The 19146-nt window shown below is 31.4% G+C and carries 20 protein-coding genes; 1 reads left to right on the forward strand and 19 read right to left on the reverse strand.

The annotated features are described in order from the left end of the window. Positions 1–67: 67 nt before the first annotated feature. From KQ51_RS07480 to KQ51_RS07515, 8 genes are all read right to left on the reverse strand, one after another. A complete protein-coding gene (locus KQ51_RS07480) occupies positions 68–1048 on the reverse strand; it encodes a LacI family DNA-binding transcriptional regulator (protein ID WP_038470852.1) in 981 nt (326 codons plus the stop codon). Between the two features lie 297 nt (positions 1049–1345). Then, positions 1346–2944, reverse strand: coding sequence for an alpha-glucosidase (locus KQ51_RS07485; RefSeq protein ID WP_038470854.1), 1599 nt, complete (start codon positions 2942–2944; stop codon positions 1346–1348). A gap of 8 nt (positions 2945–2952) precedes the next feature. Beyond that, positions 2953–4596 carry a glycoside hydrolase family 66 protein gene (locus KQ51_RS07490; protein WP_052609350.1) on the reverse strand — a complete coding sequence of 548 codons (1644 nt, stop codon included), beginning with the start codon at positions 4594–4596 and terminating at the stop codon, positions 2953–2955. Positions 4597–4604: 8 nt separating this feature from the next. Further along, the gene (locus tag KQ51_RS07495) at positions 4605–5426 is read right to left on the reverse strand and encodes a carbohydrate ABC transporter permease (RefSeq protein WP_038470856.1); all 822 of its coding nucleotides are present in this window, start codon (positions 5424–5426) and stop codon (positions 4605–4607) included. Positions 5427–5428: 2 nt separating this feature from the next. Next, on the reverse strand, positions 5429–6274 hold the full coding sequence (locus KQ51_RS07500) for a carbohydrate ABC transporter permease (protein WP_232958007.1): 846 nt from the start codon (positions 6272–6274) through the stop codon (positions 5429–5431). Positions 6275–6334: 60 nt separating this feature from the next. After that, entirely contained in the window at positions 6335–7591 is a 1257-nt protein-coding gene (locus KQ51_RS07505; protein ID WP_038470858.1) for an ABC transporter substrate-binding protein, read from the reverse strand. Between the two features lie 90 nt (positions 7592–7681). Further along, positions 7682–8818, reverse strand: coding sequence for an ROK family protein (locus KQ51_RS07510; RefSeq protein WP_038470860.1), 1137 nt, complete (start codon positions 8816–8818; stop codon positions 7682–7684). Between the two features lie 146 nt (positions 8819–8964). Further along, positions 8965–9294: a YciI family protein gene (locus KQ51_RS07515; protein WP_038470862.1), complete on the reverse strand. Its 330-nt coding sequence runs from the start codon at positions 9292–9294 to the stop codon at positions 8965–8967. Positions 9295–9439: 145 nt separating this feature from the next. On the opposite strand from KQ51_RS07515, the gene KQ51_RS07520 reads away from it, so the two are divergent. After that, positions 9440–10078, forward strand: a complete 639-nt coding sequence (locus KQ51_RS07520; protein ID WP_038470864.1) for a deoxynucleoside kinase — start codon at positions 9440–9442, stop codon at positions 10076–10078. Positions 10079–10129: 51 nt separating this feature from the next. On the opposite strand, the gene KQ51_RS07525 is transcribed toward KQ51_RS07520, so the two are convergent. From KQ51_RS07525 to nagA, 11 genes are all read right to left on the reverse strand, one after another. Continuing rightward, on the reverse strand, positions 10130–10942 hold the full coding sequence (locus KQ51_RS07525; protein ID WP_038470866.1) for a MetQ/NlpA family ABC transporter substrate-binding protein: 813 nt from the start codon (positions 10940–10942) through the stop codon (positions 10130–10132). Between the two features lie 10 nt (positions 10943–10952). Then, positions 10953–11609, reverse strand: coding sequence for a methionine ABC transporter permease (locus KQ51_RS07530; protein WP_038470868.1), 657 nt, complete (start codon positions 11607–11609; stop codon positions 10953–10955). Beyond that, positions 11602–12600, reverse strand: a complete 999-nt coding sequence (locus KQ51_RS07535) for a methionine ABC transporter ATP-binding protein (protein WP_038470870.1) — start codon at positions 12598–12600, stop codon at positions 11602–11604. Before KQ51_RS07535 ends, KQ51_RS07530 begins: the two co-directional genes overlap by 8 nt. Positions 12601–12867: 267 nt before the next feature. Beyond that, positions 12868–13626: a GNAT family N-acetyltransferase gene (locus tag KQ51_RS07540; RefSeq protein WP_038470872.1), complete on the reverse strand. Its 759-nt coding sequence runs from the start codon at positions 13624–13626 to the stop codon at positions 12868–12870. Between the two features lie 168 nt (positions 13627–13794). After that, on the reverse strand, positions 13795–14055 hold the full coding sequence (locus KQ51_RS07545) for an HPr family phosphocarrier protein (protein WP_038470874.1): 261 nt from the start codon (positions 14053–14055) through the stop codon (positions 13795–13797). Positions 14056–14067: 12 nt separating this feature from the next. Then, positions 14068–14337 (reverse strand): HPr family phosphocarrier protein, encoded by a 270-nt coding sequence (locus tag KQ51_RS07550; protein WP_052609354.1) that lies wholly within the window; start codon positions 14335–14337, stop codon positions 14068–14070. A gap of 61 nt (positions 14338–14398) precedes the next feature. After that, positions 14399–15094, reverse strand: coding sequence for a GntR family transcriptional regulator (locus KQ51_RS07555; protein WP_038470876.1), 696 nt, complete (start codon positions 15092–15094; stop codon positions 14399–14401). Between the two features lie 12 nt (positions 15095–15106). Then, positions 15107–15562 carry a PTS sugar transporter subunit IIA gene (locus KQ51_RS07560; RefSeq protein WP_038470878.1) on the reverse strand — a complete coding sequence of 152 codons (456 nt, stop codon included), beginning with the start codon at positions 15560–15562 and terminating at the stop codon, positions 15107–15109. Further along, a complete protein-coding gene (gene nagB / locus KQ51_RS07565; RefSeq protein ID WP_052609356.1) occupies positions 15562–16287 on the reverse strand; it encodes a glucosamine-6-phosphate deaminase in 726 nt (241 codons plus the stop codon). Before nagB ends, KQ51_RS07560 begins: the two co-directional genes overlap by 1 nt. A 61-nt stretch (positions 16288–16348) precedes the next feature. Then, positions 16349–17827, reverse strand: coding sequence for an N-acetylglucosamine-specific PTS transporter subunit IIBC (gene nagE / locus KQ51_RS07570; RefSeq protein ID WP_038470883.1), 1479 nt, complete (start codon positions 17825–17827; stop codon positions 16349–16351). A gap of 139 nt (positions 17828–17966) precedes the next feature. Further along, on the reverse strand, positions 17967–19094 hold the full coding sequence (gene nagA / locus KQ51_RS07575; protein ID WP_038470885.1) for an N-acetylglucosamine-6-phosphate deacetylase: 1128 nt from the start codon (positions 19092–19094) through the stop codon (positions 17967–17969). Positions 19095–19146: the final 52 nt, after the last annotated feature.

Genomic DNA, 19146 nt, shown 5'->3' on the forward strand with positions numbered 1-19146 from the left:
AGCACCAATTGAAAGCGTTGTCAAATAGCACTTTCAATGGATTAAGAAAATAAAAGATACGGCTTTTCTAAGCCGTATCTCCGTCTTCTAAGTGCACTGGGATAATCTTATTTTCAATTATTCCTCCAGTCAGATAACTCTTAATTAGTTCTGAAATTGCCTTAGCTATTAATACTGGATCTTGTGAAATAGAAGTGATTTTAATACCCATATTTAGGAAACTTCTACCTCCATCAAATCCGATAACTTTTACATCTTCAGGTACTTTTTTTCCTCTTTTTGCTAATTCTTTAATTACTGCCATCGCCACAGCATCTGAGATGGCAAAAACGCCGTCAATTTCTGGATAATCTTCAATCAGCTTATGGATTTCATCTGGTGAAACAATATAATCACCTAATGGATATTCAACATTAATAGTATCTAGTCCTTGGTTTTTCTTTATATAATCATTAAACCCTAAACGTCTTTTAGTTACTTCTGTTTCTACAGGAGTATTATCTCCTTGGGCATCATCACCAATAAACATTAATCGTTTACAACCATGACTTATTAATCTTTTAGCAGCAAGTTCTCCACCTTTAAAGTTATCACTAGCAACAAACGGTACACCGTCAAACTTTCTATCAAATGAAATTAGTGGTAATGACTTTTGAAGGTAATCTTCAATGTCATTATTTGTCAGCAAGATAACTGCATCTACCTTATTGTTTTTAAGCATATCTAGATATACTATTTCCTTTTCTAACCTTGCACTTGAATTGCATAACATAACTTTATATCCATGTTTAAACAACTCTTTTTCAACATTGTACAATAACTCACCAAAAAATAGATGTGTACTGTTAGGGAGTATGAAAGCAACAATATCTGTCTTTTGATTTTTCATACTTCGAGCAATCTCGTTAGGTACATATCCAATATCTTCAATTACTTTTTGAACTTTCAACTTTGTTTCTTTCCCTACGTACCCAGAATCATTAATTACTCTAGATACTGTAGCGATTCCAACACCTGCTTTTTTTGCCACATCTTTTATCGTTGCCATATAATCAATCCTTTGTCATTAAAGTAATTATACTGTATAAATATATAAATAGAAAGCAGAATGTGGAAACGGTTTCCACATTTTATTTTGTATTCATTTATGAATACTTTTCTATTATTCTATTTAATCTCCAACCTGTCATCAATATTGCAATAGTAAACATTTTTTCTATAGATGCTTTTTCATATGCTCTTCACTTATAGTTCGTTTACATCGTTTTATAGGTAATACCTATTCTTTCTGCTAACTCTTCTGTTAACGTTGGTTTCACCTAATTAAAATAGTAAAAGAAAAGGTCTAAGTCTTCTCTTTTACTATTATGATTTGATATGGTTGAAGTTTATATGAAAAGAAATTAGTTTTATAATTATTTATTATTATGTCATCCTGATTAATATCAAAAGATATCTTTTTAACATCTGGTGAGAAATTTGCGAAAATCTTAATTTCGTTCTCATCATCATGTCTCTTATAAGCAAATAACTCTTTATCATTTATGTATAATGGCTCAAAATCACCGTAAAGTATTAAATCAATATACTCTTTCCTTAATTTGATAATTTGCTTATAAAAATTAAGAACAGATTCCTGTTTGTTTTCCTGATTTGATACATTTATTTCTGCAAATTTATTATTTATTTTTGTCCATGGTTCAACTTTTGAAAAACCAGCATTCTTTACATTTGCCCATTGCATTGGTGTACGTGAATTATCTCTAGATATTTTGTTCACCATTTCAATAGCTAATGATTTATCATAACCTTCTTCTTGCAACATTGATAATGCATTTACTGCTTCAATATCCTTATACTCTTCTGGAGATAACGGTAAATTAGACATCCCTATTTCTTCACCTTGAAAGATGAAGGGAGTTCCACTCATAAACGATGTAATACCAAACATCATTTTAGAACCGATATCGAGATATTCATCTTTAATATAATAAGAAGATGATCTTGGTAAATCATGATTTCCCCAAAAAAGAGTGTTCCAATATTTTTGTTTTTCTTTTTGTTGTCTATCAAAGAGAATCTCTTTGAATTTGACTAAGTCAAATTTACGAGGATTCCATTTCCCAAGTTTTTCATCCCAAAAAGTAGTTATATGATCAAATCTAAAGATCATCGATAACTCATTTCTACTAGGGTCTGTGTATAGCTTTGCCGTTTCATTAGTTGCACTCCAGCTTTCACCCACAGTTATACAGTCTCTTATACCAAATGTACTTCTATTCATTTCATAGATATAGTTATGCAAGTTAGGTCCATCAGCAGTTATTAACTGATCTGGTTGTTTCCCTAAAAACTCAATTACATCCATTCTAAATCCAGAGACACCTTTATCAATCCAAAAATTCATCATGTTATAGATATCATTTCTCATATCGATATTTTCCCAGTTTAAATCGGGTTGCTCTTTAGCAAAAAGGTGAAAATAGTATTGTTTTGATAACTCATCATATTCCCAAGCATCTCCCAAGAAGATACTCTCAATTTCATTTTTATCATCGCGCCAAATATAATAATCGCGATACTTGTTTGCTTTACCCTTTAAGGCTTCTTGAAACCATTTATGTTGGTCACTAGTATGGTTTACTACTAGATCAAGCATAATCTTTATTCCTTTTGATTTAGCTTCATCTATAAGTTTATACATATCTTTATTTGTTCCAAATCGAGAATCAATTTTTAGATAATCACTAACGTCATATCCGTTATCCTTCATTGGTGATTCAAAGACGGGTGACAACCATAAGCAATTTACACCTAAGTCTGTAAAGTAGTCTAATTTTTGGATAATTCCATTTATATCCCCATATCCATTACCTGAAGTATCTAAAAAACTTTTAGGATATATTTGATATATAATGTCTTTATGCCAATCTTTTTTTATCATAGGTACACCTACTTTTCATTGATAACTATCATATCCCAATATAATAAACTATCAATCATAAGAGTAACTAAGTTCCCGCGATTTGTTTTTTCGACTTTGAATGATACATCTTTTGGTAATACTCCATTGTCTGGAGAACAAACATATATATTGGAAACTTCTTTCAAAGTTAGTACTCTAATTTTGATATTATTAATTGGTTTCCTATCTTCGTGAAACTCATTCCAGTTTACACTTGTAGAATCGATAAGATTAATTAAATGGATTATTTTTCTTTGATTATTTTCTTTAATGATTGTTAATACTTTTCCTGGTGCTGCTGTTGGAGATACTTCGATGTTATCAAAAACGTATTCTAAATTATCGCCATCCATATGTGTTAAAGAAACGTCAGTTAAAGTTCTATCATATAGGACTTCACTAAACATTGTATTAAAGTCATAATACTTTCTTATTTCGTTGAACTGGTCATCATTTAACTCACCATAATCACAGTAATAACCTGTTCTAAGAGTTTTTTGATCTTCCCCCATAATCAAATGAAAAGCGCCACTTGAAAATAGTATTGAAGATAATAATTTATGAGAATTGACAGCATTTTTCGAACCTTTTTCGTAATAAGGTTTTAAATATGCTGAAATTATTAGTTCTTTATCTTTTGTTAAAGATTTAACTTGTTTTATCAATGTCATTAAATGATTATACGTTGACATTGGATCCCAAACCTCTATATACAATGCACTTTGGTTGGCTTTGTATGTTGTTTCAACTGGCCAAGCTCCAACATTATTAAAGATTAGTTCAGATGAATTACAATTTTGTTGTAATTCTTTTTTTGTATCATTTATTAAATCATTAAAATGTTCATCTAAACGAATAACATTTTTTTGATAATCTAAGGCGACTTTAGGATAACCATAAGTGTCCATGTGAATCCCATCAAAATTCATCACATTAATTGCTTTTTTATATTCTCCAATTAGATGGTTTCGCCATTCTGAATTCTTTGTAAAATTCATTATCGTAAATACATCTATGAATCTTATTGGTTCATTCTTAGTATTGTAAAATGCCCAATCCTTATGATTATTAAAGAACTCATTACTTGCTCCGTATATGGCACCGTAAGCGATGTTCTTTATACCGTGTTCTTGACATAATTTGATCTTATCTTTTACTACTCTTTGATTTAGTTTTCTCCCCATTAAATCAGTAAATTCTTCAGTTGGAGCTATCAAGTTATTATGTTGATACATCCAATCATAGTACTGAACAACATTGATATGGAGTTTTAGAAAGGTCTTTATATAGTTTTCTTCATTAAGATTCTTACTACTGAAGTCAGATAAGAAACCATATCTTGGTCTTTTCTTCCAATCATTTTCAATTTCAAATGCTGTTAAAACTTTAACTTCATTGATCTTAATAACAATTCCATAACTACCTTCTACACTCATAGCAGGTAATACTAAAGTAGCAACTCCACTTAAGAAGTCTAGTTCTATATTTTTGCTTATAACTATTTCATTAAGGCGTAAAATCTTAATGTCAGTTATTTTAACTCCTGTATAATCATCATAATTAATCTGAAAATTCAGATTATCATTAGTACTATACAATGATTTAAGTGGATAAATATCGAATATTTTCATATAATCACCTAACCTTTAAGTGCTCCTGCTTGAATACCTTTAACAAAGTATTTTTGGAATAGAATAAATATAACAATTGTTGGGACGATACTGATTAATGATGCTGCTGCCATTGAATTCCAGTCTGCTCCATATTTATGGAAGAAACTATTAATACTAAGGGGAATTGTTTGCATATTGTTTTTTGTTAAATAGAAAACAACTTGAGCATAATTATTCCAAATACCTACACCTTGAATAATAACTACAGATGCAGTAGCTGGTTTTAGAAAGTGAAAAGTTACTTTCCAAAATGCTTGGAATCTTGTACAACCATCAATAATTGCTGCTTCCTCTACTTCAACTGGTATCGACTTAATGAAACTAGTATATACAAAGACTGAGAAAGGAAGAGTGTTTGCTGATAATAAAAGGATAATTGCCCAGTATGAATTTAAACCATGTATTTTACTCATAATTACATATAATGGTACAGCATTTATAATTGCTGGTATCATCATTGTAAATAATAGAGCTCTAAAGAATAATTTATTATACCATGTTGTAAATCTTGCAATGGCATATCCAGCCATTGCTGAAACAGTAATACATGTTGCTATCGACCCTAGGGTAATAATTGATGAATTTAGGATTGATCTTCCTAAATTCGATGCTTGCCAAGCATCGATAAAATTGGCAAATCTAAAGTCTGTAAAGTTAGTAATTGTTTCATACATTGATAAACCTGGATCGGCTACTGCTAGTTTAATTAAGACAAATAGTGGGGTGAATGAAACGACAACGATAATAATTATGACAATATAAAATGATATACTCTTTAAATATTTCATAATTAATCCTCCAAATGCAATCTTGATTTCTTCATGAGTCTAAGTGATATAAGAACTGGCACTAACACTAATACAAACATGATTAGTGATACTGATGCAGCATATCCACTTTGCCCTCCATAAGATTGCCTAAAAATGTATAAACTTATCGATTCTGTAGCATAACCAGGCCCACCACCTGTTAGTGATACTACTAAGTCAAATATAGCAAGTGATCCAATTATATTTGTTATAACATTGATTACTATTGAAGGCCCCAACATTGGAAAGGTAATGTTTTTAAATTGTTGGAACTTTGTTGCGCCATCAACTGCACTTGATTCGTATAAGTCTTGGGGAATACCTTGTAATCCCGCTGCGTAAATCGTCATTGTTAACCCAACAAATTGAAAGGCATTCACAATGATAATTATGTACATAGCCATTTTAGGATCACCGAGGAAATTGATATATTGCTCTCCTCTTCCGATGAATTCGAAAACGGCATAAATAGCCCCATGATTATCTTGTAAAACAAACATCCATACATAACCCATAATTAATGGTGAAATAACAGCTGGGATATAGACTATTGCTTTAACAAGATTTACCCCTTTGAACTTACGATCTAATAATATGGCGTAACTTAAACCTAGGATATTTAGAAGTGGAACAGAGAGAAGGGCAAAGAACACAGAATTCTCCACTGCGCCCATTGCCCGTTCATCTTCAAAAAACTTTATAAAATTCTGCAAACCAATAAAGTCAGGAGATGAGTAACCATTCCAATCCGTTAATGATAACCCAATTGAAAATAGAATTGGCAATAACGTAAAAGTTATGAATAGGAGGACCGCTGGAACAATCATCCCCTTATGTAAATTGGTTCTAATATGACGCAAAATTTTATTTATTGAACTCATAGCTCGCTAATTACTTGCGTTCCACGCTTCATTCCAGCTATCAGTGTATTCTTCTACAAATTCAGCAACTGTATATTCACCTAAATATAAGTTTTGAACCAAAATCCCTGCTTCTCCTCCACCAAATCCACTTGGAGTTGCAGTAAATCCAATATGTGTTCCTTTTGCTAATGCACTTTCAACAGCTGCACTAATAGGACTCCAATCAGCAATTACGTCTATAAACGCACTTGGTGATTTCATTAATTCACTATATTCTTTTTGAATATCTGCTTGGAATAAATAATTTAGGAATGTAATTGCAGCATCTTTATTTTCTGAAGCTTCCATAATTGCATACCCTGAATCTTCTGCTGATAAGATAACAGCATCTTTAGTAGGATCCATAGCAGGATAAGGCATAAATCCAATAGAATCAGCTAATTCTGGTGCTTTTTCTAAGATTCCACCTAAAGCCCACATACCTTGAGAGATTACTGCAGCATCACCATTTGCGAATGCATCAATTTGATTATCATATGTTGCAGTTAAAAAGTCATCATTTAATAATCCAGCATCTTTTAACTCTAAGAAACTTTCAGCAAATGTTTCCATAGGACCATTAGCTGAGTCAAAGTTTAATAAAGTAGTTTGGTTCATTAAGAATGCTACATTAGCATCTACAGTACCTAATTCTTGTTTAATTAAACCATGCGCCCAGAATTCGATTAAGTGTCCGATCATCCATGTGTCTTTACCACCCATGTATAATCCATCATAACCAGCATCAGTTACATCTTCTAAAACTGCAACAAATTCTGCCCAAGTTTCTGGTTCCGTAGCTCCTACTTCAGTAAAGATGTCTTTATTATAAAATAATCCAGCCATCGTTCTATTAGTAGCTATACGATATTGGTTTCCAGTTAAAGGATCTGTACAAAGAGCCTTAATACTAGGATCGATTCTATCCCAAACTTCAAGTTCAGATAGATCATAATAATATCCGTCTTTCATTAATGCAGTATCATATACTGTAGTAATGTCAGGAATATCATCACCAGCAATTTTAACTTTTAATGCATTAGATGCATCTGTGTTAAATTCATGAACAACTTCAATATTTGGATATTCTGCTTCAAAATCAAGAATAACAGCATCTACCCAATCAACAGCTTCTGCTTTTCCGTTTAGAAAAGTGATTGTAACTTTATCATTATCTTCTCCACATGCACTAAGACCAAAAGTTACAATTAGTGTTAAAACTAATAAGAATAATTTTTTCATAATATTTCTCCTTCTTTTATTTTTGCTCGCAAAAGAAAATGCTTACACAAAAATATTACCATACTTATTTGCACGATGCAAGAAACTTTATTAATATTGTTTTTCAAAAACTTTAGACATCAATTTTACAGCAAGACCTTTTACAAAACTATCCGATCCTAAATCAGATTTTACAACATCTACTTTCGTACTCTGATGAAGACTATTTATCCAATTAGCATTTACTCTTTCTGCAATTATATCTGCTACATAATTATATATATATGACATCTCTCCACCAATAACAATTCTTTCAGGTTCAATAACTACAACAAGATTTATAATCCCTGAAATAATATTAACAGCAAAATCATTTAATACCTTTTGCGTTTTTTCTTTATCTTTATTATATATTTTTTCTAACATACTTTCTGTAAGTTGCTTAACCCCAAACTGTTCTAACAAGTAATCCTCATTAGTGTACATCTCTAAACATCCTTTTTGTCCGCAGTAACATTGTTTACCATCTTTCTCAAAGATACTATGCCCAATTTCTCCAGCACCACCAAAACTACCTTTAAATAGTAAATTATCCAAGACAATACCAGAACCAGTTCCTTTACCAAGTGTTAATAGTACGAACGAATTTAATCCTCGACCTTTACCATACCAATGTTCTGCTATAACGGCACAATTTACATCATTTTCAACATATGTAGGTATTTTGAACCATGACTCAATTAAATTTTTGAACTCAATATTTTGCCATCCTAATAATGTAGAAGATATCAATGTGCTAGAGTCACGAGATACCACTCCAGAAATAGCTATTCCTACTGAAAACAAAGGAGTACTTAATGCGTTTGCTTCAACAATCATTTTAACAATATTTTCCTTTAATAGTGTTTCAATCTCTTCAAATGAAGTTCCTACTGGAAACTCACATATTAAATGATTTAATACTTTAGGTTCAAAATCAACTAAAGAAAAAATCAGTTTGTCCACTTCTACTTTAATTACTAGATTTAACCCATAGTTGTAGTTAATCCCAATCTTTGTTGATTTCCTTCCACCTGTTGATTCATTTACTCCCAAGTAACGAACCACACCTTCAGAAACTAGATCATCAACTATTCTTTTAGAAGTAGAGACATTTATCCCAAGAAAAGTACTAACAGATTGTCGATCTGTTATGACATGTTCTCTAATATAACTTATAACATTTAATTTATTATTCATTTTAATCATTTATAAAACCACCTTATTTGCATTCTCTCTTTTATTCTATCAAAAATTACTTTTTTGTTCAATGCAATTTTCTATATATATAATTTCCATAAAAAAAGACACAATCATATATTGATAGTATCTTTCGTTCACTATTGTCTAATCACTTACATTATACATTCAAACATCTCGTAATTTTGTCCATGTCCTCTTTCAAATAAAGGAGATTTCATTAATAACTCATGAGCATGGTTTTCATCTTCAGCTTTAATGATCATATAACCTGATAAACCACTCCTAGAAGCTTCAAGGATTCCACTAGCATCTATTTCTTTACCATTGATTAAAGGACTACCTAAACTTACTAATAGGTCTCCTAGTTCAAATTTCCATTCATTCCACCTTCTAAAGATTTCTTGCCGTTCTTCATTTGATGGTTCACCTATATCATCAAATGAATCTATATTTGTAAAACCAAACACTATATATTTTTTCATTCTTAACACCTCTCTTATAATTTAATAATACACTAAATAAAAATGACGGCTTAGTAAGATGCAATAATCACAAGATATCCATATTTGATTTTGACTATTTACTATAAAGATTGTATAATTATTAAAAACATCAGAGGTGAAGAAAATGAGAATTGGAATTATCGGACCGATCGGTAGTGGAAAATCTACTCTAGCACATTTATTAGCATCATACTACAACGTTCCACTTGTAAAGGAACCAGTCGAAAGCAGTCCGTTTTTACCTCTTTTTTATGCGGATAAAGAGAATTTCGCTTTGATAAGTCAAAATGCTTTTTACGGTGAGTTATTCTTATCAATGTGGCATACAAAGGATGAGCCATTTTTAATATGTGATTCAACTATGTTTTCTAACTTAGTTTTTGCTGAGTTATTAAATAAAGAAAAGATCATGGATAAAGATGAAGTTGAATTAACTTATAAGATAGCTGAAGCTCATATGAAGTTATTACCAGAATTAGATATTCACATTGTCTTAGTTAGAGATGAAGAAAGTCTTTTTAATAACGTCAAGAAAAGATCTCGAGATCTTGAAAAAGGACAATATGATTACTTAAAGTTTCATTATAAGAATTATACTGATGTATTGGAAAGCATCTTTACAAGATACAATGTCCAAAAGCAAAATATCTTATACTTAAAAGTTGATGATATGTTTGATCATTTACACTTCAATGAGTTAGTTGCTCAAATTGAAGAAAGATATCAACAATTAGAGTATGAGCAATTATCATTAAAACTATAATAAAAAAGGACATTCTAGATAGCTCTAGAATGTCCTTTTCTTTTTAATTGATTATGCTGCTGGAACAACTGCTCCACCATAATTATTTTCAATCCATTCTTGAATTTCTGTACTTTGTAGTGCTTTTTTCAAGGCTATTATGAAGGGGTCATCAATATCCACTGTATTACAAACCAGTATATTTACATAAAGACTCGCACTTCCTTCTAATGCTATTGCATCCTCTAAAGGATTTAAGCCATTATCTAAAGCATAGTTACCATTAATAAGGACTACATCTCCTGATTCATTATTATAGTTAGTAAACAGTAATGCTGAATCGACTTCTATGAAAGTAATAGTTTTTGATGATGTAAATAGTGAATTCAGATTTCTCAGACTTGAAGAAATTATGTCTTCGTCAGTTGTAGTGGTATTTATTGATATAAGACCGTTCTCTTCTAAAACTCCAAACAACCGTGGTCTATCAACAGGACTATTTGAGATAATTAGTTCAATAGCTCCTGGTAGTTCTTCTAGCGTATTATATTCTTTACTGTATAAACCAATTGGTTCAACGTGAACTCCACCAACATTTTGAAAATCATATCCATTATCTTTGATTTGCGCATCAAGATAGGGTACATGTTGAAAGAAATTTGCTATAATGTCACCACTGTATAAAGATAGATTTGGTAATACATAATCAGTATAGACAACAATTTCAAAATCATAACCTTCTTCTAGTAAAATTGGTTGAACTTGTTTTAATATTTCTGCATGAGGTACTGCCGTAGCACCTACTTTTAAAACTTCTTTTTTCTCACATGAGCTTGTGGTGATTACCACCAAGCTCAATAATGCTAATAGTAATATTTTTTTCATTTTTTTCTCCTTAGTTTTTATCCAGTTTTTTAACTGTGATGTCGCCTGCAAATTGGATAAACAGTATTATTAATATGATTCCCAATGTTGCGGCCAATGTTACATCTGTTCGATTTCTAGCAAATCCATATAGGTATGCTAGATTACCTAGTCCTCCAGCTCCTATTGCCCCAGCTATAGACGTATATCCTGTTATCATTATTGCCGTTGTAGTAATTCCTCTAATAATCGAGGTAATACTTTCTGGCAATATGATTTTTACTATAATTTGAAAATTACTTGCACCAAATGCTTTCCCAGTTTCTATTAATTTTTCCCCTTTTTCATTAAGAGCTAATTCGATAAGTCTTGCATAATAAGGTGTTGCTCCTATTATTAACGCAGGTATAGCTGCACTAGGACCAAGAATTGTTCCAATTATGATTCTAGTAAAAGGTATTAATAGTACAATTAGAATCAAAAAAGGAATGGAACGCAGTAGATTAACTGAAATGGACGTTACTTGATAAACTACCTTATTTGGAGTTACACCTTTTTCACCAATAAAAAACAGGGTAATACCAAGAATTAATCCAAAACAGAAGACAAACAAAGTAGAAAGTAAAGACATATACATTGTATCTATAAAAGCTTCTACAAACTCATGTAAATCAATATTACTAAACATGTTTAACCGCCACTCCTTCTTCTTTTAATTCACGTATAACATTCTCAATCACATCATGATTACATACCTCTAATGATACAAGCATAATTCCTTGTTCACTTGGTGTTATATTTGCAAATAGTATATTAATTCTTACTTTTGTTGATATGCTTACGTTCGAGATGATACTTTCTTGTTTTCTTGAGTTTGTAAACCTCAATAAATACAAGTTTTTTTTACTCGAGTACATTGTAATGATTCTTTCTAAATTGAATCCAACTGTATCAAGAAGTGATTTAGTAATAGCGTTCTGTGGGTTAAAAATAATATTGTCAATTGTGTCATTCTCTACTATTCTCCCTTGATCCATGACCGTTACATATTCACACACTTCTTTAATCACATTCATATCATGTGTAACTATAATAATAGTTAGATTAAGCTCTCTTTGAATTGATTTCAACAGATCCAAAATATTTTTAATAGTAAGCGTGTCTAATGCACTTGTTGGTTCATCACATAAAAGTATTTTTGGATCATTTACTAACGCTCTTGCAATTCCTACTCTTTGTAGTTGTCCTCCTGAAAGTTGTGTTGGATATGATTCCTCATAACCTTCTAATCCAACTAATCTAATCAAATTAGCTACTTTCTCACGATCTTTTTCGGTCAATTTTCGTTGTAGAAGAATCGGCAGAGCAATATTATCGTAAACAGTTTTTCTTTCCAATAAGTTAAAGCCTTGAAAAATCATTGAAACACTCTTTCTATACATTCGTGTAGATTCCTTGTTTAATTGCTTCAAATCAGTATAATCAAATACCTCAATTACTCCCTTATCATGAATCTCTAATTGGTTTATAAGTCTAATTAGTGTGCTTTTACCAGCACCACTTGGACCAATTATTCCATGTATTACATTCCTCTTTATTGATAGGGAAACATCATCTAGTGCTTTAAACTTCCCTTTTTTTGTCAAAAATGTTTTTGATACGTTTCTTAAAGTTATCATATTCTGTCTCCTTAGGTATTAAAAATAAAAACGACCTTCTAATGAAAGTCGTTTTTTTATTTTTTAAAAAAATGGCTTCTCATTGATAGGCATACGCCCCTCGATATAAGCACCTAATTAAATAGGTTGCTGCCATTTCACAGGTTATCTTTCCTCCGTGGCTCTTAATGATGTTTTTGTTCTTACAACAATACTATATTGATTCAGTTAACATGTCAACGCTTGAATTGTGTAAGTGTTTTCAAGCCTTTTTTATCAGGATTATTGTTATTTATTTTTAAAGTTTTCGATTTTATATAGTTCATTGGTAATCTTCATTCCACCGCTTAATAACGTCTTTTTCGAGATATCATTAAGAACATAACATCGCGCATTTACTTGTAATTGATTGGCTTGAAGATATTGAATTAGAAATTTTACCGTTTCAACTCCATATCCTTTACCTCTATACTTTTCTGAAACAATCATAGATAGGCAATATCTTGTTTTATTTAATCTTAGTGGTTCTAATGCTCCAAAACTAATTAACTCATTATTTTCTTCAAGATAAAATGAGTTTATTTTAGATAGTCGCATATTATTATAATCAATAAATTGTCCAAACTCGTTTATGATTTTTTTATGCATTTTTTTATTGGTAGGTTCCATTTGTAAATTTGTTGTGATTTCTTTCTCTACTTCAAAATTATATGATTGAGTTTGATAATCTAGATTGTGCTTCTTAACATTCTTTAAGAAATTCATATCTTTCTCGGTAAATAGGATATTTTGTATAAATGGGAGATTAATAATGTATGAAAAAATAAGACTATAGTCTCTTATGTATGGAGTATAAACAACTAACGAAGTAAGTCCTCTAGTTTTATGCACTGAAATGCATGCAATTGGCTCTTCTTCGATAATTTCATATATATCAGCATCTAAGATCGTATTTTCATAATAACCGTCAATACCGCCATTAATTGCCTGGTAGTAATCTTGGTATTTTGCAAAAACATTATCAATACTACTTTTTATGTATCTCATATCTTTCACCTCTAGTACTTTTAAATTCATCATTCTTTTATAGTATATAAAAAAGATGCTAATAAATACATCACTTTTGTGAATATATTAGCATCTATTCTTAATAACTTAAAATATTATTCTTTTACAAATATACAATTTCTAATCTATGTCTATATTCTAATAGGATTATACAATTGCGTTTTCGACAAGGATTGCTTCTATTTCATTTAATGCTGTTTCTTCATTATCTCCTGAGATAATGATATCAAATGAGTCTCCGCATTGAATGCCTAAACTCATCACTAACATTATTGATTTCAAGGTAAGAGTTTTACCTTTATATGCAATATCAATACTGTCTGGATATTTATTAGCTACATTTACAATTAATGCAGCAGGTCGTGCGTGAACACCTGATTCATCTATTACTTTATATGAACGTTTCATTAAAATTCTCCTTTATTTAACTTCTTTTGCTATTTGGTTTTCAACCAAATGGTTTTCAATAATCTTCATTAATCGCTCTTCATCGTTATCCATTGTCAAAGTAATAATCTGTCCTTTTACAATTTGCATACCGATAACACCCATAATTGATTTAGCATCTGTTTCGTGACCATCACATTCTAGTAGAATATGAGCTGGTATAGATGAAGTGCATCTTACAAAATTAGCAGCAGGTCTTGCGTGAAGACCTGTTTGATTGATTATTAGAAAAGATTTTTTCATTTTCATTCCTCCTAAAACAACTTAGTAGTTTCTATAAAACATGTTTCTATAAGTGCAAAACTTATCTCAATGATTGAATAACTAGTTCATATCTATTTTGATCTTTATATGATGTCGCATACTCGTAGATACGTCCATTTTCTAAGTACCCAATTAAATCAACAAATATTGTTGGTTCATTTTCCTTAATCTTAAGTATTCCTTTAAATTTTTCTGGAATAAACGCTGCTTTGATTTCTTGGATTGCTGAGGATATAGATAATCCAAGTGTATTAGTTATGTGACTGTATATTGAACCTTTAATCACATCAACATTTAAATCAATTATATCAGCAGGGAAGTATGATGTATCAATCATGATTGGAACACCATCTCTCTTTCTAACACGTATTACTTTATGAACCATATCTCCTTCAGGTATTCGCAGTTTTGCAGATACTGTTTCTGAAGCTGGAATGAAACTATATTCCAAAATCTCATTTTCAACGACACTTCCAGTTGCATGTACTTCATTGGTAAAGCCTACCAATGTATTTACAACTTTGTACAATTTCTCATCTGAGATAAATGTACCGACGTTATTAACTCTATAAAGTTTCCCTTTGTTAACAAGGATCTGAACTGCTTTTCTTATTGTCATTCGTGATATGTCTAAGCGTTCTGACAAAACCCGTTCAGATGGAATTAATGAATTGATTTCTTGTGATTCAATTATCTTTTCAATTTCATCAATAACAATCATGTATTTCGGTTTCATTAGTGATCCCTCCTATTCTGTAATTATCGTTATGTATGTTTGTCCTTCTTTTTCTTTTACTTTTTTTACGATTAGTTTTTTTCTATCTACAAGGACGATTGGTGTCGCACTTGAGTCGGCATTTGCTTCGATATATTCTTTATCAAATTCAACTAGTAAGTCACCTTGTTTTACTGTATCACCAAGATTTGTATGCATTGTAAAACCTTCACCTTTTAATTTCACAGTCTCTAATCCAATGTGGATTAAGATATCTAACCCTTTATCACTTGTTAATGCGATGGCGTGTTTTGTTGGAAACACTGATTTTATTATACCATTAGTTGGCGCATAAACTTTACCTTCTTTTGGAAAAATTACAAAACCTTCTCCTAAGAATTTATTTGAGAATACTTGGTCTGGTGTTTTTTCAATATCGGCATAATCACCTTTGATTGGTAGCATTATAACTTCTTTAATTTTACTCATCAAATCATCTCCTCTATATACTTTCCAGAATCCTCATCAACTAAGATAATTACATTAGGATGTTTTTTCAAAAATGAGGCTGGTAAGTTCTCTGATATATCATTGTTAATAAGTCGTTTTATAATTTCCGCTTTGTTTGATTTAGTTGCAGCTAGAATAATTTTCTTTGCGTTTAGAATTGAAGTAATCCCCATTGTTACTGCTTCCTTAGGAACATCTTCTAATGAATCAAAGAATATTGAGTTATTTTCTCTAGTATTCTCTGCTAATGTAACCTTATGGGTTAAAGTAGATTCTTTGGTCCCTGGTTCGTTAAAACCTATATGTCCATTTTCACCTATACCTAAGATTTGTAAATCTATGCCTCCATATTCTTTAATTAAATCGTCGTATTTCGCATAGTTTTGATCATCTGTACTTGGTAAAAAAGTGTTTTCTTGATTAATGTTTATATAGTTAAATAAATTCTCATTCATAAAACTACGGTATGAGTTTTTGTTTTCTGGCTCGATTCCGATATATTCATCAAGATTAAATGTGATAACTTGACTAAAATCGGTTTGATCAACTAAGTATTTTTTTACTAGTTGATGATATGCCAATGTCGGTGTTGAACCTGTTGCCAAACCTAGAACAGATTTAGGATTAGATTCAATTTGCTGTAAAAGTAGTTCAGCAAGATATTTCGTGACTTCTTCGTTTGTTTTCAATTTTATTATTTTCATGATATCACCTCAGTAAATAAGTTTGTATACGAGGGGATGACCCCTCGTATACACTGTAATCTTATTTAAGTTTTTTCATTTCATCGGCAACAAATTGAACTTGTGTACCAACTATTACTTGAATATTTGTTTTAGATATTTTCATTAATGCTGTTGCTCCTGCAGCTTTTAAAGCTTTTTCATCAACAACACTGATATCTTTAATTACTAATCTAAGTCTTGTAATACAGTTATCTAATTCAACGATATTTGCTTTTCCACCTAAAGCAGCTAACATTTTAACAGCTACTTCTCTATGAGATGCTTTACCAACTATTAAACTTGGTTCTCCATCTTCATCGTCTTCTTCACGACCTGGTGTTTTTAAGTTAAATTTAAGGATTAAGAATTTGAATAAGAAGTAATAAATTAATCCAAATACGATTCCTTGAAGAATTAACATGTACCAGTTTTGAGCTAATGGGTTTCTAGCGCTTAGTACAAAGTCAACAAATCCAGCACTAAATCCAAATCCGGCAATCCATTGGAATGAAGCAGCAATGAATACACTAATACCAGTTAACACGGCATGTGCTAAGAATAATAACGGAGCAACGAATAAGAATGCAAATTCAATTGGTTCTGTAACTCCTGTAAAGAATGAAGCAAGTCCTGCAGCTAGCATTAATGATGCAACTTTAACTTTGTTTTTCTTTTTAGCTGTATGAACCATAGCTAACGCTGCTGCTGGTAAACCGAACATCATAACTGGGAAGAAACCAGCTTGATACATTCCTGTGATACCTAAGATACCAGTTCCTGCATCAATTGAAGTTTGTCCACCTAAGAAGTTAGGAATATCATTAATTCCTGCAACGTCAAACCAGAATACACTGTTTAATGCATGATGAAGACCAAACGGAATTAACAATCTGTTAAAGAATCCATAAACTCCTGCACCAACTGCGTCTAATGAAATAATTGATTCCCCGAAACCAACTAAAGCAGTAAAGATAACTGGCCAAACAAATAATAATACAACAGATACTAATAATGAAACAACTGCTGAAACGATAGGAACTAAACGTTTACCACTAAAGAATGATAAAGCTTTTGGCAATTCAACGTGTCCGAATCTATTAAAAGCTGTAGCACCAATGATCCCCGCAATAATCCCAATAAATTGATTTGAGATTTTACCAAATGCTGCATTAACTGAAGCAGGATCTACACCAGTAATTTGTGCAACTGAACCACTTGATAAAACAGTTGTAACAACTAAGAATGAAACTAAACCACTTAAAGCAGCTGAACCATCTTTAGTTTTTGACATTCCATATGCTACCCCTACAGCAAATAGGATTGACATATTATCAATAATTGAAGCACCCGTTTTAATTAGGATAGCAGCAACTTGGCTGTCTCCACCCCAACCATTTGGATCGATCCAATAACCAATCCCCATAAGTAATGCTGCAGCTGGTAATACTGCAACTGGTAGCATTAAAGATCTACCTATTTTTTGTAAATAACCTAAAACATTTGAGAAAAATCCTTTCATAATAACCTCCATTTTTTTGTGTGGTATATACCACTTTATGACTTCATTATACAAATGCTTACATAGATTGTCAAGGAAAACGAACAATTTACTGTATAATTCACTAGGATTCATAAGTGTAAATAAAAAAACGGCTTGTTTATGCCGTTTTAGTGCCTTTACAATATACTTCGTCGATGGATAAATCATCCTTAATAACAAGTAAATCAGCGTCTTTCCCTACTTTTATAGATCCTTTTCTATCATAAACATTATGGAGAATAGCAGGGTTAGAAGACGACATTTTTATCAACTCATATATACCACATTCGGTAATATCTTGCATGTTCTTTATCGCTTCATTCATAAACAACGTACTACCCGCAAGAACCCCATCTTCCAGTCTTGCTTCACTGTTATTTACGATAACTTTTTGCCCACCAAGTTCGTATTCACCATCACCAAGAAGCTTAGCTCTCATGGAATCAGTTATCAAAATTAGTTTATCACTTGTTTTAACTTTATATAATAATCTAGTCGCATTATCACTAGTGTGTATCCTGTCACATATTAACTCACTATAAGTATCAGATAAGAACATAGCTCCGACAGCTCCAATGTTTCGATGATGTAGTTTGCTCATTCCATTATATGCATGAGTAAAACACTTTGCACCATTCTTAATAGCTTCTAAAGCTTCTTCTCCAGATGTATTCGAATGTCCTATCGATGCTACTACATCTTTTCGGACCATATGTTTTATAAGTTTATTAGCATTGTTTAATTCCGGCGCAATGGTAACTTGTTTAATTAGTTCACCTGACGCTTGATAGTATTCATCAAATAACTCAATTGAGATATCTTGAATTGCATCTTCTCTTTGTGCTCCTTTATATATAGAGGATATAAATGGTCCCTCTAAATGAACTCCTAGAATTTCAGCTCCTATATTTTGATTAATATTATTATAGTTTCTGATATTTCGTAAAGCCTTGATTATATTCTCTTTTGTCTCTGTCATAGTTGTCGCTAGAAACGAAGTAGTTCCTTCTTTTGGTAGATTTGTGGCAATTTCATTTAATCCTTCATAGTTGCCATCCATAATATCGTGTCCTAAAAGACCGTGGATATGTTGATCTACAAAACCAGGTATTAGGGTTTTACCATTCATATCTTCCCCTTCAACATCACCTTGTCCAATTTCTCTAATCAAAGTATCAAATCTAATAAACCCATTTTCTACTATTCCATCTTCAGTAAATATTCTTAAATTTTTTAGTACTTTCATCGCGGCACCTCCTGCATATCTATTCAAAGATTAACAAACAACTCACTTAGTT

Source organism: Candidatus Izimaplasma bacterium HR1, from assembly GCA_000755705.1.
Classification (GTDB): Bacteria; Bacillota_I; Bacilli_A; order Izemoplasmatales; family Izemoplasmataceae; genus Xianfuyuplasma.